The organism is Pirellulaceae bacterium (assembly GCA_029243025.1).
GTDB lineage: Bacteria > Planctomycetota > Planctomycetia > Pirellulales > Pirellulaceae.
Window position 1 is genome coordinate 73,958 of record JAQWSU010000021.1, and the last position, 22,122, is coordinate 96,079.

The 22,122-nt window shown below is 52.8% G+C and carries 20 protein-coding genes, 1 tRNA gene and 1 other RNA gene; 14 read left to right on the forward strand and 8 right to left on the reverse strand.

What is annotated here, in order from left to right:
* The first annotated feature begins 64 nt into the window (after window positions 1–64).
* The 3 genes from P8N76_09550 (at window position 65) to P8N76_09560 (ending at window position 3,758) form a co-directional block, all read left to right on the forward strand.
* Window positions 65–1,138, forward strand: coding sequence for a hypothetical protein (locus P8N76_09550; GenBank protein MDG2381909.1), 1,074 nt, complete (start codon window positions 65–67; stop codon window positions 1,136–1,138).
* 371 nt (window positions 1,139–1,509) lie between these two features.
* Window positions 1,510–3,120 (forward strand): cytochrome c, encoded by a 1,611-nt coding sequence (locus tag P8N76_09555; GenBank protein MDG2381910.1) that lies wholly within the window; start codon window positions 1,510–1,512, stop codon window positions 3,118–3,120.
* On the forward strand, window positions 3,117–3,758 hold the full coding sequence (locus P8N76_09560) for a redoxin domain-containing protein (protein MDG2381911.1): 642 nt from the start codon (window positions 3,117–3,119) through the stop codon (window positions 3,756–3,758). Before P8N76_09555 ends, P8N76_09560 begins: the two co-directional genes overlap by 4 nt.
* 515 nt (window positions 3,759–4,273) lie before the next feature.
* Here P8N76_09560 and P8N76_09565 read toward each other — a convergent pair.
* From P8N76_09565 to P8N76_09575, 3 genes are all read right to left on the reverse strand, one after another.
* A complete protein-coding gene (locus P8N76_09565) occupies window positions 4,274–4,645 on the reverse strand; it encodes a hypothetical protein (protein MDG2381912.1) in 372 nt (123 codons plus the stop codon).
* Between the two features lie 25 nt (window positions 4,646–4,670).
* Complete coding sequence (locus tag P8N76_09570; GenBank protein MDG2381913.1) at window positions 4,671–4,922, reverse strand: cupin domain-containing protein; 252 nt, start codon at window positions 4,920–4,922, stop codon at window positions 4,671–4,673.
* 954 nt (window positions 4,923–5,876) lie between these two features.
* Window positions 5,877–5,951 (reverse strand) — tRNA-Pro (locus tag P8N76_09575).
* A gap of 457 nt (window positions 5,952–6,408) precedes the next feature.
* On the opposite strand from P8N76_09575, the gene P8N76_09580 reads away from it, so the two are divergent.
* Complete coding sequence (locus P8N76_09580; GenBank protein MDG2381914.1) at window positions 6,409–7,668, forward strand: PEP-CTERM sorting domain-containing protein; 1,260 nt, start codon at window positions 6,409–6,411, stop codon at window positions 7,666–7,668.
* 181 nt (window positions 7,669–7,849) lie between these two features.
* On the opposite strand, the gene P8N76_09585 is transcribed toward P8N76_09580, so the two are convergent.
* Window positions 7,850–7,975 carry a hypothetical protein gene (locus P8N76_09585; GenBank protein MDG2381915.1) on the reverse strand — a complete coding sequence of 42 codons (126 nt, stop codon included), beginning with the start codon at window positions 7,973–7,975 and terminating at the stop codon, window positions 7,850–7,852.
* Window positions 7,976–8,065: 90 nt separating this feature from the next.
* Between P8N76_09585 and pyrF the strand changes: the two genes are divergently transcribed.
* A complete protein-coding gene (gene pyrF, locus P8N76_09590; GenBank protein ID MDG2381916.1) occupies window positions 8,066–8,962 on the forward strand; it encodes an orotidine-5'-phosphate decarboxylase in 897 nt (298 codons plus the stop codon).
* 20 nt (window positions 8,963–8,982) lie between these two features.
* Here pyrF and ndk read toward each other — a convergent pair whose 3' ends face one another.
* From ndk to P8N76_09610, 4 genes are all read right to left on the reverse strand, one after another.
* Window positions 8,983–9,441 (reverse strand): nucleoside-diphosphate kinase, encoded by a 459-nt coding sequence (gene ndk, locus P8N76_09595; GenBank protein MDG2381917.1) that lies wholly within the window; start codon window positions 9,439–9,441, stop codon window positions 8,983–8,985.
* A gap of 243 nt (window positions 9,442–9,684) precedes the next feature.
* Entirely contained in the window at window positions 9,685–10,923 is a 1,239-nt protein-coding gene (locus P8N76_09600) for a pitrilysin family protein (GenBank protein ID MDG2381918.1), read from the reverse strand.
* Complete coding sequence (locus P8N76_09605; GenBank protein ID MDG2381919.1) at window positions 10,910–12,154, reverse strand: pitrilysin family protein; 1,245 nt, start codon at window positions 12,152–12,154, stop codon at window positions 10,910–10,912. The genes P8N76_09600 and P8N76_09605 overlap by 14 nt, the downstream gene beginning before the upstream one ends.
* Window positions 12,155–12,234: 80 nt before the next feature.
* On the reverse strand, window positions 12,235–12,765 hold the full coding sequence (locus P8N76_09610) for a GNAT family N-acetyltransferase (GenBank protein MDG2381920.1): 531 nt from the start codon (window positions 12,763–12,765) through the stop codon (window positions 12,235–12,237).
* A gap of 28 nt (window positions 12,766–12,793) precedes the next feature.
* Between P8N76_09610 and P8N76_09615 the strand changes: the two genes are divergently transcribed.
* From P8N76_09615 to glgB, 9 genes are all read left to right on the forward strand, one after another.
* A complete protein-coding gene (locus P8N76_09615) occupies window positions 12,794–13,078 on the forward strand; it encodes a hypothetical protein (GenBank protein ID MDG2381921.1) in 285 nt (94 codons plus the stop codon).
* 73 nt (window positions 13,079–13,151) lie between these two features.
* Entirely contained in the window at window positions 13,152–14,051 is a 900-nt protein-coding gene (locus P8N76_09620) for a transporter (protein MDG2381922.1), read from the forward strand.
* Between the two features lie 196 nt (window positions 14,052–14,247).
* Window positions 14,248–14,340, forward strand: an RNA gene (ffs, locus tag P8N76_09625) — signal recognition particle sRNA small type.
* Between the two features lie 100 nt (window positions 14,341–14,440).
* Window positions 14,441–16,246, forward strand: a complete 1,806-nt coding sequence (dnaX, locus tag P8N76_09630; GenBank protein ID MDG2381923.1) for a DNA polymerase III subunit gamma/tau — start codon at window positions 14,441–14,443, stop codon at window positions 16,244–16,246.
* A gap of 32 nt (window positions 16,247–16,278) precedes the next feature.
* The gene (locus P8N76_09635; GenBank protein MDG2381924.1) at window positions 16,279–16,626 is read left to right on the forward strand and encodes a YbaB/EbfC family nucleoid-associated protein; all 348 of its coding nucleotides are present in this window, start codon (window positions 16,279–16,281) and stop codon (window positions 16,624–16,626) included.
* Between the two features lie 51 nt (window positions 16,627–16,677).
* Window positions 16,678–17,277, forward strand: a complete 600-nt coding sequence (gene recR, locus P8N76_09640) for a recombination mediator RecR (GenBank protein ID MDG2381925.1) — start codon at window positions 16,678–16,680, stop codon at window positions 17,275–17,277.
* A gap of 130 nt (window positions 17,278–17,407) precedes the next feature.
* Window positions 17,408–18,934 (forward strand): RNA polymerase factor sigma-54, encoded by a 1,527-nt coding sequence (rpoN, locus tag P8N76_09645; GenBank protein ID MDG2381926.1) that lies wholly within the window; start codon window positions 17,408–17,410, stop codon window positions 18,932–18,934.
* Between the two features lie 253 nt (window positions 18,935–19,187).
* Window positions 19,188–19,751, forward strand: coding sequence for a hypothetical protein (locus tag P8N76_09650; protein ID MDG2381927.1), 564 nt, complete (start codon window positions 19,188–19,190; stop codon window positions 19,749–19,751).
* Between the two features lie 97 nt (window positions 19,752–19,848).
* A complete protein-coding gene (glgB, locus tag P8N76_09655; GenBank protein ID MDG2381928.1) occupies window positions 19,849–22,059 on the forward strand; it encodes a 1,4-alpha-glucan branching protein GlgB in 2,211 nt (736 codons plus the stop codon).
* Window positions 22,060–22,122: the final 63 nt, after the last annotated feature.

Sequence of the window (22,122 nt, forward strand, 5' to 3'; positions counted from 1 at the left end):
CATTCGATGAAGACGTTTCGATAAATCACAATACGCTTGCGTGCAAAGTTATGTAAGGGTGAATATGAGCGACGACCAAGATAACAATCGCCGGACGAACTCAATCGACGAGTGGCTTGACGGAGACGACGACGGACAGGCAAGCCGGGCCGATTCTGTTGAGGCAGCACTCACCAGCTCGGAACTCGAACAGCTGCTAATGCATAGCATGCTCGCCGGACAATTTGAGCCTGAAGAAGATCGTCAGCGGCGCGTGGAATCGACATTGCATGCGCGTGATCGTGCCCACTCTACCGGGCCGCGCATTGACGGTTCCGATTCATCAGCGGGCGGTCTTGATGACGAATCGAAGACGAATGGGGTGCGAGAGACCGGGCATGTCGGTGTGGATCGCAGTCAATTGGCCCCTGTTGCCAAGCCTTCACCAACGGATAGAACTCGCTTTCGGTGGGTGTCGGCCGTCATGGTAACTGCTGCCTCAATCGCCGTTTTCGCTGTGGTCAGTTTTTTATTGGCGACGCCCAAAAGTGCTCATGCCGCAATGGAACAAGTGATCGCTGCGCTGCGACTTCCGATAACCCGCGTTTATGACGTGCAAGTTACGACGACTTTCGCCGGACGTGAACGAGAACTAGGCGGCACGCTTTATACGCGCTCAACTGATCAATTCGTGGCGACGTTTCCGGACACTCAGCTCTATCCGACGACGATCGGCTCCGATGGCACGAATCGCTGGTGGATTCGTGGCAAAAAAAAATGGAGTTCGAGCGACAGTTGGCAACATGCGGTAAACCGGCGGGAAGCCGTAATTGACCGTCTTACGACGCTGCAATTGCAAATGAATGTGTTCCTCACGGAGTTACCACAGCAATACGAGCTGCGGCTTTTGGCGGAAGAACCGCTGCCGGGTGACCCAGCGGTCATGTGCCGTCCGATTGAGGCCACGCGATCGGAAAACGACATCAACCTACCGCAGACGGTGCGGATTTGGGCTCATCCGGAAACGGGCGTTGTCGTGCGGATGCACTTGTTGCGGGAAAAGTTCAGTCCCGTTGCCGAGAGCCGAGTCGAATTGAATTTGCGCGAAGTCACCGAGGTGCCGGACACGTTTTTTATGGCCGACCATCACGAGCCATAGAGTGGCGAATTCTTTCTCGCCAAATTATCAAATCAGCCGCGCGTTAGCGTCCAGTTTATCTCATCCAAGAACCGGACTCTAGCAAGTGGTGGCTGATGTATCGGACAGCCAATACTCGAACATCCGATTTCGTCTTCCAGCCAATTGATTCACTTGGGAGTCACACTCGTCTGCAATCGGACAAATACTAGTAGTGTGGCACAGCCAAATTTTTTGGTAGCTGGATTCGCAAGAATTCAGTTGGATCGACAAAACTGAACTTTGCGAGTCCAGCGACAAAGTGCCGAACCCGAGAATAGTGTCGTGACTGACTACTAGTAGAGGGCGGCAGCTAGCCGTTTCGGAACGCAATCCATAGTAAGGAAATGACCATGTTACGATTCACCAAGTCAGTTTTTGGAGCAGTGCTGTTTGTCAGCGCTGTCGGAACCGCACAAGGGCAACAACAAGTTACCTTCTCCGATCACATTGCGAAGATCATCTACGCGAAGTGCAGTTCATGCCATCGTCCGGGACAAGCGGGGCCATTCGATTTGTTAACGTACGATGACATAGCGGAACGAGCTGATACGATCAAAGCGGTTGTCGATGACGGGTATATGCCACCGTGGAAAAACATGACCGACGACGTCTCGTTTCAACATGACCGGCGGCTTACGAGAGACGAGTTTCAGCTGATCCAACGCTGGGTCGCAGCCGGCGCCCCACAAGGCAACCCGCGAACCGCGCCGCCGCTGCCTAAGTTTCCCACTGAGTGGCAACTCGGTCGGCCCGATGTGGTAGTCGAAATGAACGGTAGCTTTGACGTTCCCGCGAGTGGTCCCGACGTCTATCGCTCGTTTGTCTTTCAGCTTGATTTGCCCGAACACAAATGGGTGAAGGCGGTCGAGGTTAAGTCGCAAGCAAAATCTGCGTTGCATCACGCGCTCTTCTTTGTGGATGCAGCCAAGTCGTCGCGATCCGAAGACGGCAAAGACGGCAAGCCGGGGATGTCAGGAATGGGCTTTCTTGGACGGGCCGCGATGGCATCCGCCAACGCCCGGAACAAGGACGCGTCAATTCAGCCGTCGATTTCACTGGGCGGATACGTACCGGGAACGACGCCCATGCTACTGCCCGGAGACAATGCCATGCTGCTTCCCAAGGGATCGGACATTGTGATGCAGGTACACTTCCATCCAACTGGCAAACACGAAACCGAACACGCCAAACTGGCGTTGTACTTGGCTGATCGACCGCCGTCACGACAACTGACCACGATTAAGATTCCACCGCTGTTTGGACGGTTCTCCAACATCGACATTCCTGCTGGCAAGACAGACTATGCGCTGATCGATTCGTTTACCTTGCCGGTCGATGTGAATGCAATTCGCGCGTCGGGGCACGCTCATTATCTCGGCAAGGAAATGTGCATGACCGCAAGACTGCCAAGTGGCAAGATGCTTGACCTGTTGCAGATTCACGAATGGGACTTGGACTGGCAGGACATGTATCAGTTCTCAAGTCCTGTCGCACTGCCTGCGGGAACTGTCATCCATGGAAAGGTCCTTTACGACAACTCGAAAGCGAATCCGTCGAACCCAAGCAATCCGCCAAAACGAGTGGCATGGGGCCGCGAGTCATTCGACGAGATGGGTAGTGTTAGTCTACAAGTCGTCGCCAAAAACGCGAGCGATCAGGCTCGGCTCAACGAGGCCGTTCGCGGGAAAATGCGTCGTGCATTCGTGACTGCCGCGCGCAATGGTCAACTTGGAGGAGGCAACCGCGAAAGTGGACCGGCACAATCGATCGCCGATGACCGTCTGGACGCGAATCGTGATGGTCGTATTCAACGTTCAGAATTAGCGGGGCAGTTCCCTCGCGGCGAACAGATCTTCAATCGCCTCGATGAAAACAAAGACGGCGTGCTGGATAAAGTCGAACTGGAAGCAGCTCGCGGCAGGATGAACCGATTGCGTAACTTCCGAGGAGGTCGGCGATGATTAAGCCCGTTTTCCGTTCGCTGTCGTATTGCCTCCTGATGGTTGGTTTCGTTGGCTGCGTCGAGCAGGACAGCGAGTTAACGTTAAGTGCGTCAGGACGCAGCGAGGTACGCGACTCTGATGAGCGAGCCGAAAAGTGGACCGATATTGACGGTAACGCGCACCAACTATTTGCACCCGGCGCGGATCGACTTTGCGTCTTGGTCTTCGTCACCACAGATTGTCCGGTCGCCAACGCATACCAGCCAACGCTGCGCGAGATCGTCAAAGAGTTTGCCGAGGCGGATGTCGACTTCTACCAAATCAACCCAACGAAGTCGGCGACGATTGGGAAAGCAAAACAACACGTAGCGGACTTCGAAATCGCTTCGCCGATGATCCTCGATCCGAACCAAACGATTGCACGGCGTGTTGGCGCAGAGGTAACACCCGAATCGTTTTTAATCTCGCCGCAGGAAGAAATCTTGTATCGGGGCCGCATCGATGACTTGTACGTCGGCTTCGGCAAGAGGAGGCAATCGCCAACGTCACACGACTTGCGAGACGCAATCACCACGGCGCTCGCAGCCAAGCCGATTTCGATATCCGTGACGAAACCCACCGGTTGCCTCATTCAATATGACGAAGGATCACTCTAATTACCCAACAGAAGTACAATCGAGGTTGATCAGCCGCATCGTCGCGAACTTACGATTCCGCCAGGTGATTGTTGGACTTTACAAAACGGCAATGTTTCAGCTGTTCTTCGTGGATGCTCAATCTCGTCACCCGTATATTCCTACTGAGTGTGTTGGGGTGCTTGGTCTCCAGTTTGTTGGTCTCCAGTTTGTTGGTCGTTGTTCGCATGTGCCAACGTGACGATAGGCTACTCATCGCAAAGGTTTTTTCTTCTTCCTGGCCTGTCCGGTTGCGTTCTGGGCGGTCGGAGGCATTTTCGGGCTGACGATCGCGATTTGCATTTGGGCAACTGTGGCCAGTGTCGTAATTGCGTTCTCGCTACTCTATCTCAGGGGCTGGATGGATCGACTTGGCAAAGTATTGTGGATCTGGACCGCCTGCATCGATGTTGCGGCGAGGAGTGGCCTTCTCCTGAATTCGAAGTAGGCCACCGCCATCACTTCGATCTGAAAGGTGCCGCTATGGCTCGGCGGCATTAAGAAACTTGGCAGACCGCTGTAGTCTCAAAAGACGAGTTGTTGAGCCAGCGGATACTCAAGGAGATCGACGAGTCGACGAGTCGGCGACCGCTCGTAATAACACGGAGCTTCGCGACTGGATTGCCAAGCTCAGAATCGACATGTGCGAGTAGCTGCTGACACCAAAGACTATGCCTGACGCTTAGCGAACAAAAGCCGACAACGTTTGAGTCGATGGTGGCACAATGTAAGCGTTGTTGAGCTGTTTGGAGCGCGAGTTGAAAGGTGTCCTTGAGTCGCTGGGAATCAAGATATCGGTCGGGCCAAAGCTGATGGAGAAGCTGAATCACCGCACTGAAATCTTCCATCGAACACGGACGAGTTTTCATGGTCTGGTCCGAAGTTCTTCAGCTTTCATATCTTGATACCCCCAGGGGCAGTGAAATCATCGTCGATAATGTCACCTGTGTTCCTTGTGTTCGAAGGCTCAAATACAAGTACCTCTGCCTCGCTATCCGCCAGTGTCCTGTGCTCGATACCTCGAGGCACAACACACAGCTCTCCCGACGTTAGCTCAACAACTTTATCTCTGAACTCGATACGCATCGAACCCCTCCAAACCAGAAAGAGCTCGTCTTCGGATTCATGGCGATGCCAGGGAAACATTCCGTGAAACTTGACCAGCTTTAGTTCTTGGCCATTAAGCTCGGCAACGATTTTGGGCCGCCAATGTTCGGTGATTTTGGAGAACTTCTCGGAAAGCTTGATTCGTTTCAATTGCACGGTCCCAACACTTACATTCGTTGTGAAATAGTAAGAACTGTTTTCGCACATTTGGCCCTGAAAACAAACACTGCAGGACGGGTTGTCAACACAATAGAAATTGCCGGACAGCCGCCTGTCTCGTTGCCTTATGGCAACGAGACAGGTTTGAACTTTTCGCAAGCTGTTGTGTGGAAAGAGGTTCCGAAACACTCTTGCCTGAAAAAGTCGGGGCGACTGGAACAGAAGTACAATCTAGGCTGATCAGCCGCATCGTCGAACAATCCGCCGCGCGTTTCTTCGATCGAATTCGACGAGAAACTGGTGCTGATGCCGAAGCCAACATACTTGCCGATCCCAAGGCGTATCCCATTCTTCCGCGTCAAGGTTACGAGTCGGTGTACGATACCTGTCGCCGACCACGCCGGTGCAACCTGAGAAAGTGGAAGTGACGCAGGACATTCCCGCCCTCGAAGGTTGGGCGTACTCGATTGCAATCCATCCGACCGACGGTCGGATCGTCGTGGGAGGAGTCGCTGCTGGACTCCGTCAGATCCGGATTCAGACGGACCAGTGACACGATCTGGAGCAGTGGTCGGCACATGAGGTTTCGGAGTGAGACCTGAAGTTCCTCAGATAGGACTCGAATCCGAGTGACGAACGCCGAGAGTGGCGACGGAACTTGAACTCGGTAACTCTCTATTTGACATAAGTTTAGAGTGATTTTTCTTTGCCTGGCCTGAAATGTACCGCCTGTTTGAACCGACCCACATGGGCTTCATGGATCGTGCAAGTTGCTGCAACCAAACGAGAAACAGCTCGCCGCGAATGAACGCGATGAGCTGTTTTGATTTCAAGTCGGGGTGAAAGGATTCGAACCTTCGACCTTTTGACCCCCAGTCAAACGCGCTAACCAGGCTGCGCTACACCCCGAGCCACCCTTTTGACAAGGGCCGCAATCCTCCGAGCCTACTCAGTCTCTCGGCCCACGTCAATTGCATCCTTGAACACGTGTGAGTCGGAAGCGTCTGTAGACGCCGAAGAACGGGTAAGTTGACCGGATAGATGCCAAAGCGTCAAGTCCGACTCTTGATGCTGCACGCCAGCTTTCACAAAGGACAAAGCGTTGGTTTACGGACAGCACCTCCCTCGATGAGAAGAGGGCGGAGAGGGCCGGTATCGAGGAATCAAAGAGCAAAAGTCGACAAAATAGCTGCATAATCGCTCTCGGCACTGGAGAGGGGAATCAGACATTCGTTCGGAACAGTTGCCCCACGCTTTTTTGTTGATTGGCCTGCTGGTTTGGTATACGTTCGATGCCGTGCTGAACGTTTTTTTTGCTGCACTTTCACTGAGACGGTGTGGTTTTCTGTATGTCGAGGAGATAACGATGCGCTCCATCCGAAAAGTTCAACTGGATCGTCTGGTTTTTGTGCAAACTGTCCTTTGCTGCGTTTTTTGCACAAGTTGGACTTTTCTTGCGAATGGGGCAATTACGGATGGTTTAGTCGCTTATTATCCGTTCGACGATGGTGCCGGTTTGACGCTCACCGAGGTCACGGGACTGTCGTCAGATGGGGAACTGTATGAATTTCCCGATGACGATTCGCAGTGGGTTGCCGGGCAGATTGGTGGGGCTCTTGAGTATGACGGGATCGATGATTTTGTGATTGCTGCCGAACATCCCCTAGCTGAGACGGCGTTGTCGGTCTCAATTTGGGGATATGCAAACGAAGCTCCCACCTGGGCTTCGCTTGTCAAAAACTGGGGGCAAGGATCCGTAGGGCAGTTTCATTTTGGGCTCGGGGTTGGAGATGCGGATACGCTCAACATCTTCATTACCACGGAGTCGGGTGCCGCCAATGTGGGTACCGATGTGGATGACATTGAATTTGAAGAATGGCAGCACTTTGCTTTTGTCGTCGACCCAATCGAAGAAACGGTGTTTCTCTATCGCAATGGTGAAGTCGTTGATGATCAACTCTATGATGGGACTGAATTCACGGATGCACCCAATAGTGAAGCACTTGGAATTGGTGTGAAGACCAACAACTTCGGCGATGCGGCTGATCCGGGAGGATGTTGTCCTGGGTATTGGGACGGTCGGCTAGATGATCTTGGGATTTGGCATCGAGCTCTCACCAGTGAGGAAGTCTCCAAGATTTATCAAGACGGCTTGTTGGGAAAGCCGTTGTTGCCGGGCGCTGGAATCCGTGGTGATTTTAATGGCGATGGTCAATTGGATGCGATGGATATCGATTTGCTGAGTGCAGAGGTTCGATTCGGTAACAATCCTGCGAGCTTTGATTTAACAGCTGACGGACGGGTCGACTCGAAAGATCGGATCGAGTGGGTTGAGGTTGTTGCGAATACCTATTTTGGTGACTCAAATCTTGACGGAGAGTTCAACAGCTCGGATTTTGTTGCTGTATTTGCAGCAGGTGAATACGAAGATAACGTCGACGATAATTCAAGCTGGTCGACGGGAGACTGGAATGGTGACACCGAATTTGATAGCTCGGATTTTGTCACCGCATTTACCGCCGGCGGGTATGAAGTGGGAGCTCGTGTTTTCGCTGTTCCAGAACCGAGTAGCCTTATTATCTTACTGATTGGACTGGTCGGTCTGGCGTGTCGATTGCGCCGATAATTGGAACATCGTTGCTGCTCACTTCCTGGTTCAATTCGGCCGGAAGATTCGAGGCGTTGTTTGCCTGGATCCGCTGGCTTGAGTAGCAGGCGACGTAAGGTTTCGCGAGCCGTGGAAGACGGAGCGACGATCAATCATAAGCTGCTTTGGCTGCACAACATCTTTTTGGTCGTGCAAGATCTTATTGGTCGTGCAAGTCGACAACCGGAATGGCTGATGCGTCTTCACCTGCCAACCAACTCTTGACGGCGGGAAATATCAAATCCAGCGAAGCGGCCAATGCTCGAAGGGTGTGTCGTTGTGGCATTCGTGTTTTCTTTTTAGGATGGGGGACAGTTAGCCACGTCACGTCGTGGCCCTAGATTTCGGGTTTGCTCGGAAAGGAAAAGGAACTCTCGTGCCGTTCTCCGATCGTCTCGCCGATGCGATTTTGCAGCGAAAGAATCCCGTGGTTGTTGGTCTTGATCCAAGATTGGGGCAATTGCCGGAGGCAATCTTCCCGGGGGAAGATGCCGATTTTCCGACTCAGTCAAAAGCCTATGCGTTGTTTTGCAAAGAGATCATCGATGTGGTCTCCGGTCGGGTACCCGCCGTGAAGCCTCAGATGGCCTTCTTTGAAGCGCTTGGGCCTTGCGGGCTCCAAGCCTTGGCGGAAGTCATCGCTTACGCGCGGCAGCGAGATTTGCTGGTAATTCTCGATGGAAAACGAAATGACATTGGTTCAACTGCCACAGCTTATGCCGAGGCCTACTTGGGAGCCGATTCACCGTGGGGGGCAGATGCCTTAACGGTGAGCCCTTACCTAGGAGACGATAGCCTGACGCCCTTCGTGGAAGCTGGTTTGTCGAAGGATGCGGGTATTTTTGTTTTGGTAAAGACGTCGAACCCGGGAGGGAAGACCTTTCAGGATCAATTAATTGATGGCCAGCCTTTATACCGACATGTTGCTCAGCTTGTGGAAACGTTGGCAACAGAGACCCAAGGAACCCACGGTTATGGAGCCGTTGGTGCTGTGGTAGGTGCGACGTATCCCGAGCAACTTGTTGAGTTACGCGCCGCAATGCCTCATAGTTGGTTTCTGGTTCCTGGTTTCGGTGCGCAGGGAGGAACTGCAGAGAGTGTTCGGCACGCCATGGATGAACGCGGACTCGGGGCGATCATCAACAGTTCTCGAGGAATCATTTTTGCCCACGCGCGACCCGAATATGAATCGCTTGCAAGTTCAAGCTGGCTTGCAGCCGTTGAGCAAGCGACTCGCGACATGATTGACCAGTTGGCAGTGCCGGTCCGCTGATTGATTCAGCGAGGCAGCTGCTATTCGTCAGCTGCCTTCATCCATGGTGTAAGGGTCGGCTCGTAGTCGCAGACTTCGTTTGGCGAGAAGTAGAGTCCGATTTCCCGTTCGGCTGCCTCGGTACCGTCCGATGCATGCACTAAATTCATTTGGCGACTACTGCTCAAGTCACCGCGAATTGTTCCTGCTGCTGCTTTGAGACCACTGGTCGCTCCAAGCATGTCTCGCACCACTTGGATCACTTCCAGGCCCTCGATGATCATGGCGACAACCGGAGCACCGGTGATGAATGCTTCGAGACCTGGGTAAAATGGCTTGCTGACATGTTCGGCGTAATGCTGTTTCGCCAGTTCGGGTGTGACTTGCAGCATCTTCATCGCGATGATGTTCAGGCCTTTTTCTTCGAAGCGGGAAATCACCTCTCCCATGAGGCGGCGTTGAACACAGTCAGGTTTCAGTAATACGAGTGATCGTTCCATGAGGAGGCTCCAGAGACGGATAGCGAAACGCGGATTCTAGGGAATCACCGCAGAAGGCTCAAGCGGTATCTGGCTAGGGCATTCACGCGGCTGCGGTCTCTTAAGCCGTGCTTTGGAACTCCGTTGGGTGGCGGGTTTGGGGCCGAGCAGATCGCAGGCAAAGCGAGTTTTCGAGAGAAGTTTTGGCGATCCGCCCCCAGGCCTGTCGATGAGGCCTGTCGATGGAAGCAGCTGAGGCTGCCGTTAAGAGGGGGCTGCGAACTGGTTGAGGGGTCCAACGGCCACCGTTGTATTGGTAGACATTGGATATTTTTGCAGAATTCGTTCGATGTCAGCGATGTTCACTTTTTGGTAAGCCGCCAATCTTTCTTGGACGGATTGGTAGCTGTGGCGTTGAATCCAACCATTCCCTACGCCAAAAAGGCGATTACTTGGACGTTCGCTTTGTCGGACGACATGCGAGCAAATTTTGTTTTTGGCGATTTCGAGCTCGGAATCCGTGATTCCTCCCGTTTCCAACTGCCGTTGAATTTGCAGAATTCGTTCCAGGTTCTGTTCTGCGTTTGCGGGGTCGCAGCAGAGGTAGGTCATCAGAATTCCAGCTCCTTGGAATTCGTACGGTCCGACACCCGCATATTCAGCCAGTCCTGTTTCAATCAACTCCCAATAAAATCGGCTGCCTGTGTCATCGCCCAAAATGGTGCACAGAATACGACTGGCGTATCGTTCCATTTCATCAGCGGATGGGCCGCAGGCAACCTGCACGACGTATTCTTGAGTCGCAGATTCTTTTTGCAGCGCTTCGAAATGCTTGCGACCGACCACTTTGGCGGTTTCGCGAGACGTTTCGCAGGCAGGCCAATCACCGCACCATTTTTTCGCGTCCTCAACCAGTGCGTCGAAGTCAACACGCCCAGCTGCCGCCAGCGTCATGTTGCCAGGGCTGTAGCGTTGTTGAAAGTAGGTTTTCATGGCTGCTGCACTGAGATTGTCGACGCTTTCCACCGTTCCGAGAATACTATTTCCCAAGGGATGATCCTGGAAAAATGCAGCCATGCATTTTTCATGTGCGCCGAACGGTGGCTGATCATCGTATTTGTGAATCTCTTCGATGATTACTTGCTTCTCGGTTTCGAAGTCGTCCAATCGTAATGAAGGACGCATGATGTCGGCGAGGAGATCCAAGGCATGTCCCTGATACTCCGGTAGAACCGTTGCATAATAAACCGTTTGCTCTTCACTTGTGAATGCATTCGAATTTGAGCCAATCTCATCAAGCTCACGATTTACATCAGCGGCGCTGCGACGGGGTGTACCTTTGAAGGTCATATGCTCAAGAAAGTGGCTGACTCCAGCGATCTCAGCTGTTTCATCACGTGAGCCAGTTTTGACAAAAAAGGCCAGACCTGTCGTGTACGCACGCGGATTGCATTCGGCTACGATCTCAAGGCCGTTCGGTAACGTCGCTTCACGAAATTCCAATCGGCACCTCCAGCTTCTTCTCACCAAGAGTTACGACGGTAAATGTCTCGGGGGCATTTTTCTCCAAGAATGCGTTGATCGAATCGCAGCTCAATTCATCGATGATCTTTCCCACTTCATCCATGGCCATCACGCGTCCGAGGTGGAACCAATCGGCAGCCATGGAGGAACTACGAGCCGAACTCGATTCCTGTTGCATGATTAAGGAACTTTTGAGTCGAGCCTTAAGGCGGTCGAGTTCGTCTTTTCGCACACCATCCTTCATCCGCTTTAACTCTGACAGCATCACATCCAGGGTCTCTTGCGAACGTTCTGTACTGGTGGCCGCATAGCACAAGACACTGCCGCGGCTTCGGAGTGAATGACAGGAAGCATAAACCGAATAACAAAGGCCTCGATTTTCACGAATCTCCGTGAACAACCTCGAGCTCATGCCGTCGCTTAGAATGCCTACGGCCGCTCGGGCTTGAAAGTAGTCTGGGTGGGCATAGGGAACACTTTCGTAAGCCACGCCAATTTGAGTTTGACTTGAATCAAACGAGACGTGTTCGTAGCCTCGAGTCGCAGGTGATTCAGGAATTGGATGACTGGTGCGGCTGCTCCAATCCCCAAATAATCCCTCGATTTGATCCCGCAAATGTTCCCAGTCCACTTTGCCGGCAACACTGAGGATCGCGCCGGAAGGCTGGTAGCATTGTTGGGTGTGCTCGACAATCTGTTCGATGGAAATGGCTTCCAGATGATCACGTGTACCGTATGATGATCGGCCCCATGGGGCGCCATAAAAACGCTCTTTGAGACGCATCATGGTTTTTCTGGCGAGATCATCCTCCAGCGACCACAGCTCTTGAAAACAGACTTGTCGGCCTTCCTCGAGTTGATCGGGCGGGAGAATGGGTTTTCGAACCAGATCTGCGTATATCGACAACGAATCAAATAAATTGTCAGCGAGTGTTGCACCACCAAAACTCGTGTGGGCAGCCGCAACCGAGACGCTCCGGTCGACTCCCAGACGATCCAGATCTTCGACAAACTGGTGACTGTCACGGTCACCACAGCCTCGCTGAACCATCTCGCAAGTGAAATTTGCCACACCTAATTGGTGGGCTGGATCGTGGACGTAGCCTGCGGGTAAAAGCAAGGCAAAGGCTGCAGATTCGACCCAATCCATGGTCTCCGCCAACAGCACTAATCCGTTTTCGTAAGTGTGCGAATGAATCGAGTTTGTCACGAGCAGGGTTCTTGAACGAGCCAGTCCGCCGGTTGCTGCAAGACATGGAAAGCAGCGACTTGGGGATTAAACGAACCAGCCTAAGAATAGGCTACTTCTACCGCTTTGTATACGGTCTTGACGCGACGAAATCCCAGACGTTGGTAAAGACGGACTGCCTCCACGTTTTGTGCGGTGACTTCCAACGATGCTCGATGAAGTCCCTGACGCCGGAAACCGTCAAGCGCTTTCAACAACAGAAATGAGCCAATCCCCAAGCCTCGATGTTCTGGGATGACCCCCAGATTTTGGATGCTTCCGCAGCCTCGGTGGTCACCAATTCCTTGGATCGTGGCGCAGGCATCAATCGTTTTTTCCAACGGGTCTCGGTAGATCACGAGCCAAGTTGCTTCGGGTGTAAAGCCATTCTTTTCCGAAATTTCGCCCATCAAGCGTAGGCAGCCAGAAAGATCACCCAAGCAAGGAAAAACGTCGGCGTCGATTTCGTTACAAAAGCTGCGGTACTTCGCATCCGCATGGTGGGGAATCAGAGAAACGTCCCACCGAATAAGCTGGTAATTCTTCGGTAGACGCGGGGGGTGGAACGTTGCCGCTCGAAGCGGGATTTCCATACGAAATCGTTTGAAATAGGTGACGCCCATGAACGAAAACGCTTGGGGTGATTCGGCTGATCTTAATCGCGTAACTTATTCTCTCAGCTTAATTTATCCCTCGTTTCACAAACGGTCAACTTTTCTAGGCGGAAAAGTAATCCAGAAGCGGTCTGCGGCTGGTTGGATCCGTTGGGGACGTTCCTGCATCGGCCTTTGGGGGCCTGGAGGCGAATTTACCGATTGTGACGGTGGTATGGGCGGGATTGGTGATCAAGGCGGTAACTCCTTGCGCTTGCCTAAATTCCACCGTTGCCACTTGTCGAATAAATAGATTGTGCGGATTTTTACGCAGATACGGGTTCTGCACGAGAGCTACCCGTTTGACGTTGCAGTCAGGAAAAAAAATGATCGATCGGATTGTATTTCTGAGCTTTTATGCGAAATCACTCGTTTTTTTACTTCTGGCGCTCTGCCTCTCGCCAAGGTTTGTTAACGCGGACTGTAATTCGTGTGATTTGCCGACCTTATTTGCTTGGGCCGGAACTCAGGTCCAACCGAGAGGCAACGTCTTTGCGGAGCCACTGCAGACGGACCGACCCGATTTCACGGAAGCGTCAAGTACCGTAGGGCGGGGCGTTTTGCAGCTGGAGATGGGATATCTCTATGTCGAAGACGAAAATTTTGGTGGTGAACGTCTGTCGGGGCATGCCTACCCGAATAGTTTGCTGCGAGTCGGATTGTTCCGTGACTGGTTCGAGTTGCGAGTCGGTTGGACTGTGTTGGATGAGAGTTTGAGGGGGCAAGGGATACGGGAAAGTGCTGTCGGCTCTGATGATTTACAGCTTGGCACTAAGTTAGCCCTTACCCAACAGTGTGGACTTCGCCCGGAAATGGCATTGATTCTTCAGATGACTTTGCCGACCGGCAGTCCTGAATTTACCGCCGACAAAGTGTTAGCGGGTGGAATTCTGATTTACAAGCTGGATCTTAACGACTGGTGTTCGGTTGCTGGCCAAACGCAGTTGTTGGGTGAAGTCGATGATTTAGGGCACGATTTCAACGAGTTCGGACAGAGCGCTGTTGTCAATTTGAGCCTGACCGAACAGTGGGGCACCTATGTCGAGTGGTTTGGGTTGATGCCTGACAGTGCCATTTCGCCGACCGCCAAGCCGACTTATTACATGGATGGTGGTTTTACCTACTTGGTCAACGACAACTTGCAACTCGACATTTTAGCTATCCTTGGCTTGAATGAGGCAGCAGTTGATTACGGGCTTGGCGCGGGTATTGCCGCACGCTTCTAGACGCTCATTCTGTTCGTTGGAGTCCCCAATCGCTCTTTTTGCAATAGTTTTATCGCGATCCGTGATTCGGACCGAATTCCGACCCGCTTCTGAACTTTAGCGGATCACTGCAGAGTCTGTTGTTGGCGGCCACCACGTTGACGATCAAGGGGGAACTTCGTACAAAACAGAGTCTTCTGCTGGACAAACCGGGTGCTGAGCGACCCCTGCGAGGGGGAGCCGCGAACCGGGTCAGGCCTTAACCGGAGCAGCCCTAAGTGGGGTACTCTTGTGCGGGGGTCGCTCTGTGCTCGGTTGTGCCCGCAGTTGAATGTCATCCGCTGTTTTGTCGATGCCAGCTCGGTGTTCGGGGCTGCCGAACGAAGTCTCCACCCTGGATTGTCGCAACTATGTCCGGCTCTGAAGATCGATCGAATCAAACTGGCGAGTACGTTGTTGTCGCCAGGCGGTATCGCCCGCAGTCGTTCGAAGACTTAGTGGGACAAGGAACGGTTTCTCAGGCGCTCTGCAACGCGATCACGACGGATCGCGTTGGTCACGCCTATCTTTTTACGGGCGCTCGCGGTGTTGGGAAGACATCGACAGCTCGCATTCTTTCCAAGGCGTTGAATTGTCAAACCGGGCCGACGCCAACACCCTGTGGTCGCTGTGATATTTGTTTACAAGTTGCCAATGGTGACGATGTCGACGTTTTGGAAATTGATGGAGCGAGCAATCGGGGCATTGATGAGATTCGTCAATTGCGGTCGAACGTTGGGATCCGCCCGAGTCGAGCTCGCTTCAAGGTTTACATCATCGATGAAGTGCACATGTTGACGAAAGAGGCCTTCAATGCGTTGTTGAAGACGCTGGAAGAGCCCCCGGAGCATGTAAAGTTTATCTTCTGCACCACGGAGCCTGGGAAGATTCCGATCACGGTTTTGTCTCGCTGTCAGCGTTTTGACTTTTCGCCTGTATCGGCGGAAGAAATAGTCGCACGTTTGCAGCAAATTATCGAGCAAGAAGGAGCGCAGGCGGACCCCGCCGCGTTGCAGCTTCTCGCTCGACGAGCTGCGGGTTCCATGCGTGACAGTCAATCACTGCTCGAGCAACTGCTGTCATTTGTTGGGGATCATATCTCAGTTGACGATGTTCACACCATGTTGGGAACGGCCCGTGATGAACGCTTGCGTGATTTGGTCCAACCGTTGGCCGATCGCGATGCAGCAGGGGCGTTGAATGGGCTGGGACGGGCACTGGCTGAAGGCGTTGATGCTGGGCAGTTGGCCGAACAGATCGTCGGTTGTCTTCGGGATATGATGGCAGCTCATGTCGGCTGCTCTCCCGATATACTCATGTATCATGCTCCCTCTGAATTCAATTCGCTGCGTGAACGCGCCGAGAGTTGGGGCATGGAGTCGTTGCTGGCGGCCGTGCAGATTATCGATCAAACAATTTCGAGGATGAAACAAAGTGTCCACAGCCGAATTTTGCTGGAATTGTCCCTGGTGAGGATTGCTCAGCTCGAACAATTGGATGATCTGTCTGAATTGATCCAAAGATTAGATTGCAGTGATTCTGCTTCTGCGATCAGTCCGGTGCCGAATTCGAAAAAAAAAACAGCTCCCGCCAAAAGAAGCCCTGACGCGAGCGGACCCCGTTCTAGCAGGGAATCCGCTCCCATTCCCTCAACCGCCCCAGCCCTGAATGCTTCGGCGGAGCCGGCTGACGAGGAGAGTGATTCGACTCCCCCTACTGAAGCGAAGGTGGATGATTCAGAGCCTGTGGAGACAGGCAACCATCCTCCGCTTACCGAGTCCCAGGCCCGAGAGGCTTGGCATGCCGCCTTAGGTTCGCTTGACGACATGACCGCTGATTGTGCGTCGCATGCTGACAGTGTAGCAATTTCCGGGCCAAATCGACTGGTCGTGCGATTTCGGGGGATGTATAATTCGAGCAAATCATTCTGTGAGCGGCCGGCTCGGAAAGAAACTCTTGAAAAAGCCTTGTCCGTAGCAGCAGGACGTCCACTTCGCCTTGACTTTCACGTCCTGAAAGAAGACCGCGCTCACCCGACTCCGCCGAAACCGGTCATGTCGCGACAGCAACTCAAACAGCAAGCTGCGAGCCATCCTTGGGTCGCCCTTGCTGTGGAATTGTTCGATGCCGAGGTGACGTCGGTTGAGCTGGGGCAGGATGAAAAGAAGTCGTCCTGAGCAAAGAAACAAGACTTTTAAAGGAGTTCGTCGTGTTAAAAGGACTCGCGAACATTGGTAATCTGATGCGCCAAGCTCAAGAAATGGGTGGACGCATGCAAGACATCAATGAACAACTCAAGCTGAAGCGCGTTGAAGGTTCGGCCGGGGGGGGAATGGTCCAGGTCGAGGCCAATGGTTTGGGGGAGATCACTAAGGTGAAGATTGAGGCCTCGCTGGTCGCAAGCGGTGAAACCGAAATGATCGAAGATCTGGTTCCGGCCGCAGTCAATCAAGCCCTGCGGAATGCGAAGGAATTGCATGCTGAGGCTGTCAAGTCGCTCACGGACGGTATGGAGCTGCCCGGATTGGATGAAGCATTGGGGAAGTTCACGGGTTAAGGGAACCAAGCGGTTTGACGCTTCGTAGATTCCAACAAGGATTGAAAGTAGATGGCGCACCTCACCGAATCCGTCACTCGGATGGTCGACGAATTCGCCAAGTTGCCCGGCATTGGTCGTAAGTCGGCGGAACGCTTGGCCTATCACATCTTGCGGATTAACAAGCCGGATGCCTTAGCACTCGCCGACGCGATTCGCAACGTGAAGGAAAACGTCCGTTACTGTGAGACCTGCTATCACTTAGCGGAGCAGCAGCATTGTGAGATTTGTCTCGATCCGGCTCGGGATCAAACGAAGATTTGCGTGGTGGAGCAGCCTCGTGATCTGATCCAGTTGGAAGCGGCTGGTGTCTATCGGGGGTTGTACCATGTACTGCTTGGACGGATTGCGCCGCTCGAGGGGGTAGGGCCGGATCAGCTCACGATTGATGCACTTGTGCAGCGTGTGCGAAGCGGCGTGTTTCGAGAAGTCATCATGGCGACAAATCCCACAGTGGAAGGGGATGGGACGGCGCTGCATATTTCAAATTTATTGGAAGAGTTGCCGGTTGAGGTTACGCAACTCGCACGTGGAATTACCTCTGGCAGTGTGTTGGAGTTCACGAACAAAGAGATTTTGGCGGATGCGATGAGTGGACGACAAAAACTCTAGCGATCTGCTGGGCGTTTTCAAGATTCATGCCAAGTTTTCGGAGGAGCCGGATGCGTTTTACTGGCTTCAAGGTACGTTTATCGGATAAGTCATTTTAAATCGTAATGAGGAACGGATAGCGACTTTCAACATGCGTCTTTCACTCGGACTCGAACAAAAACTCGTTCAGAAGCAAGTGCTGGCCCCGCGAATGATCCAGTCTATGGAGATTTTGCAGTTGCCGGTGCTCGCTTTAGAAGAGCGAATCGAGCAAGAGATGAATGAGAATCCGATGTTGGAGACGGGCGACCAGGATCCGGATTCGCCGGAAGAGCCGGTTGAACGCGAAAATCCTGATGCGCCTGCGGACAGTGAAAAAGAGCTGGTCGTCGATGAGAACAAAGATAATAAGGACGATTTTGAACGTCTGATCGAAATGGACCGGGAGTTTCCCGATGCATTTGACGATTCACCGCGGCGATCCGCGAATCGCATGGAGGAGATGGCCAGCCGCAAACACGATGCGATGGCCAACATTGCAGCTCGCGCTGAAACACTTCAGCATTATCTCGAAATGCAACTCGGCGAAATGGACTTGGGGGATGAACTACTGGGAATGGCTGAGCGAGTCGTGACCAGCCTCGACACGAATGGGTATCTCACGACGAATTTAGACGATTTGCTGCCGTCCGACGCGAGCGAGGAAACGCGTCTGTTGGCGCGTCGAGCTTTGGAAGCGGTTCAGTCGCTCGAACCTAAGGGGGTTGGTGCACGCGATTTGCGTGAATGTTTGCTGCTGCAACTGCAGCCTCGCATGGCAATGTACGACGAAGTCAAAACCCTGATATCAGGCCATCTAGAAGATCTGCGGGATAACCGCTTGCCGGCGATCCAACGAAAGACAGGATATTCCATCCAACGGATTCAAGATGCTTGGGATGAGCTGAAAAAACTGAATCCGAAACCGGGAGCGGACTTTACTTCCACGATCGCTCCCACCGTGACCCCTGACGTGTTTCTCGAACGCCAAGACGATGGCAGCTATAAGGTTTATCTCGAAGAAGGACACACACCCAGTCTGCGTATCAGCAACTATTACCGTCAGCGACTGATGAACGGAGAAGCGACTCCGGAAGAACGTGAGTTCATTAAGCGAAAAATCAACGCAGCTCAGTGGCTGATCGAATCGATCGAGCAACGTCGAAACACGCTGACGCGTGTTTCGCAGGCGATCGTCGATCATCAGACGCGTTTTATCCAAGATGGGACGGATGCGCTTGAACCGTTGAAAATGCAGCAAATCGCCGATAAGGTCGGGGTGCATGTGACGACGGTAAGCCGAGCTGTAGACGACAAATGGATACAGACTTCACGCGGGATTTTCCCATTGAAGCGATTCTTTGTCGGGGGAACGAAGAGTGACGATGGCGAAGATGTAGCTTGGGATGCGATTCGTATCAAGTTACAGGAGGTCATCGACCAAGAGGACAAAACCAAACCCTACAGCGACGACGAATTAGTGCGGCAACTGAAAAAACATGGGCTCAACGTTGCCCGTCGCACAATCACCAAGTATCGCCGGAAAATGTCGATCCCCAGCTCCCGACAACGTCGCGACTGGACAAAGATCGAAGACGCTAAGGCTTCTGCCGGCGATGCGATTATTCGAAAATCCTAGCTCTCTAACGAGATGTGGATTCACTCTTTGAACGGCCTGTTGGCCGGCTTTGAACCGCTTGTTGCTCTTCTATTCAGCCGCAACTCGACACTTCTTGTCAGATAAACTGGGGAGCTTAGGGAGAAACTGCCGATAGGAGACATCGTCACGCCTTCTTGCGATCATTGTCCGTAGGAAGCTCGGTTCGACCTCATCCGGTGAGAATCGACCCACCCCACTCCGGTATTAGCTTGCAGCACAGGATCGATGAGCCATGGTTGCAAAACAGCCTCATTTCTTGCTCTTTTCAGAAGCCCAGGAAGCCACCGATTCACCCTCGGAGGGCCGTTGGCACTTTCTGCTCGAATCGCTCCAGGGCGAAACCGTTGTGGAAGCTGCTGACGACGAGCCGGGTATGCAGGGCGAAAGGTTGGAATTGTTGGCGGTGATCCGTGGTTTGGAAGCCTTGGAGCAACCGTCGCGCGTGACACTGGTGACCTCGAGTCGTCAAGTCAGCCGGGGATTCCGATTCGGAATTTCAGAGTGGCGGAACAACAATTGGCAGTGGGAGCGTTACGGTCGCCGTGTTCCCGTGAAGAACAGCGATCTATGGAAACGCATTGATCAAGCCTTGAAGTTCCATCGTGTGGAGTGTCGGACTTGGCGAATTGACTCCGCTCACGCTACTCAGGAGAACTCAGCTGTCTTGTCGGGTGAACAAGCAGATGTCACGGTTTCGCAACGCGTGCGTCTGCTTGCCAAATTCGTGACGCGGGGTGCAAGAGCACTGATGCAGGGGGCACCAGCAGCTGATCGCGGAATGCAATCGGCAAGCTAGGCATTATTTGGGTCGGAAATCCGATCTGCGGCCTTCAGATTTAAAAATTGAAGCAATTGGAACAGAATTACGACTGTGGGAAACAGAGGAGAATCTGGTGCGAACAAGTGTTAAATTAGATAGTGTTGGTGCTTTAATCGAAGGGCGTCACGAAGACCCATTTGAACTGTTAGGGCCGCACGAAGTCGAACACGATGGTGGGCGCGCACTGGCGGTTCGTGCCTATCTACCTCAGTCGAAGCAAGTTTGGATCGATCATGGGGCTGATGCGGCACGGTTACCCATGAGACGGATTCATCCTTCAGGGTTGTATGAAGCGATCTGCCCGTGGCCGGGGCATGAAGGCATGAATCGTTATCAATTGCACATTGAAGACTCAGCTGGACGAAAAACAACGATGCATGATCCGTATGCCTTCTCTCCGCTATTGAGTGAGTTTGACTTGCATTTGTTGGGTGAAGGTCAGCATTGGCAGTCTTACGACAAGCTGGGGGCTCACCCTCGGACCATCGAGGGTGTCTCAGGAATCAACTTTGCTGTGTGGGCTCCCAACGCAACGGGAATCAGCGTTGTTGGTGACTTCAATGAATGGGACGGCCGCAGGCATGCGATGCGCAAGCGAGTCCCTAGTGGTGTCTGGGAGTTGTTCGTACCTGGCTTAACGCATGGCACGAAGTACAAGTACCAGGTCAATCAGCATGGACACAATGTGGATAAGTGTGATCCGTACGGCTTTGCGGCTGAGGTGCCACCTCGAACTGCCAGCATCGTAACTGACCTCACTCGCTATCAGTGGACGGATCAAGAATGGCTCGATCGGCGTAAAGCGACGAACGCGCTTGAACAACCGATGAGTGTGTACGAAGTTCATCTAGGTAGCTGGCGACGCAACGGGACAGATCCCACCGATTGGATTGGCTATCGTGAATTAGCCCATGAGCTAGTCAAATATTGTCAAGAAATCGGCTACACCCACGTGCAACTGCTTCCGATCAGTGAGCATCCTTTCACGGGGAGTTGGGGATATCAGACCGTCGGTTACTATGCAGCGACCAGTCGGTATGGTTCACCGGAAGACTTCATGTACTTTGTGGACTACCTCCACAAACACGACCTGGGTGTTCTCTTAGATTGGGTACCGGCTCACTTCCCGCGAGATGATCACGGTTTGCGACGATTCGACGGGACCGCTCTGTATGAACATGCCGACCCCCGACAAGGTGAACATCCGGATTGGGGAACACTCATTTTTAATTACAGTCGCAACGAAGTTCGTAACTTCTTGTTGTCGAATGCTTTGTTCTGGCTGGACAAATATCACATCGATGGTCTTCGCGTTGATGCGGTTGCATCGATGCTGTACCTCGATTACAGCCGGGAAAATGGTGAATGGGTTCCGAATCAATACGGGGGTCGAGAAAATCTGGAAGCGATTACCCTATTGAAGCAGTTTAACGAGCAAACCCACGAACAATTTCCCGGTGTTGTAACCGTGGCGGAAGAATCCACAGCTTGGGGCGGAGTTTCTCGCCCGACGTCGTCCGGTGGTTTGGGCTTCTCGTTGAAGTGGAATATGGGTTGGATGAATGATACCGTGCGTTACATGCGAAATGATCCAATTCATCGTCGACATCACCACGATGAGTTGACCTTCAGCATGATCTACGCCTTCACCGAGAATTTCACCTTGCCCCTGTCGCATGACGAAGTCGTGCACGGGAAGGGATCCTTACTGGATCAAATGCCGGGAGATATTTGGCAGAAATTTGCCAACCTTCGACTGCTGTACGGCTACATGTGGACGCATCCCGGAAAAAAACTGCTGTTCATGGGAAATGATATCGCCCAATGGAATGAATGGAACTGTGATGAGAGTTTGCAGTGGCATCTGCTCCAATGGAAATCTCACCAAGGTATGCAGAATCTCATTCGTGATTTGAATCACACACTACGTAACGAACCGGCCCTCTACCAGCGAGACTTTACATCCGACGGATTCGAGTGGCTTGACTGTCAAAGTGCCGATGACAGTGTACTGGCGTTCCTACGGCGTGGTGCTGATCCAAACGATGAACTGCTCGTTTGCTGTAACTTCACACCCGTGGCGCGGCCCAATCATCGAGTGGGAGTGCATCGCAGTGGATGGTATCAAGAGATCCTCAATACTGACTCCGAACATTACGGTGGCAGCAATATCGGGACCTATCCTGGCGTGAATGCTGAGGCCAGTGAGTGGCATGGACGGCCTTGGTCGATCGGCATCAACTTGCCCCCGCTCGGTATTGTGATTCTCAAACCCCAGGGTTAGCCTCTGCTCGGCCGCTGCAGAACCTCAACGGAAAAGAGGGAATCCGCCCAAAAAAAGAGCCCG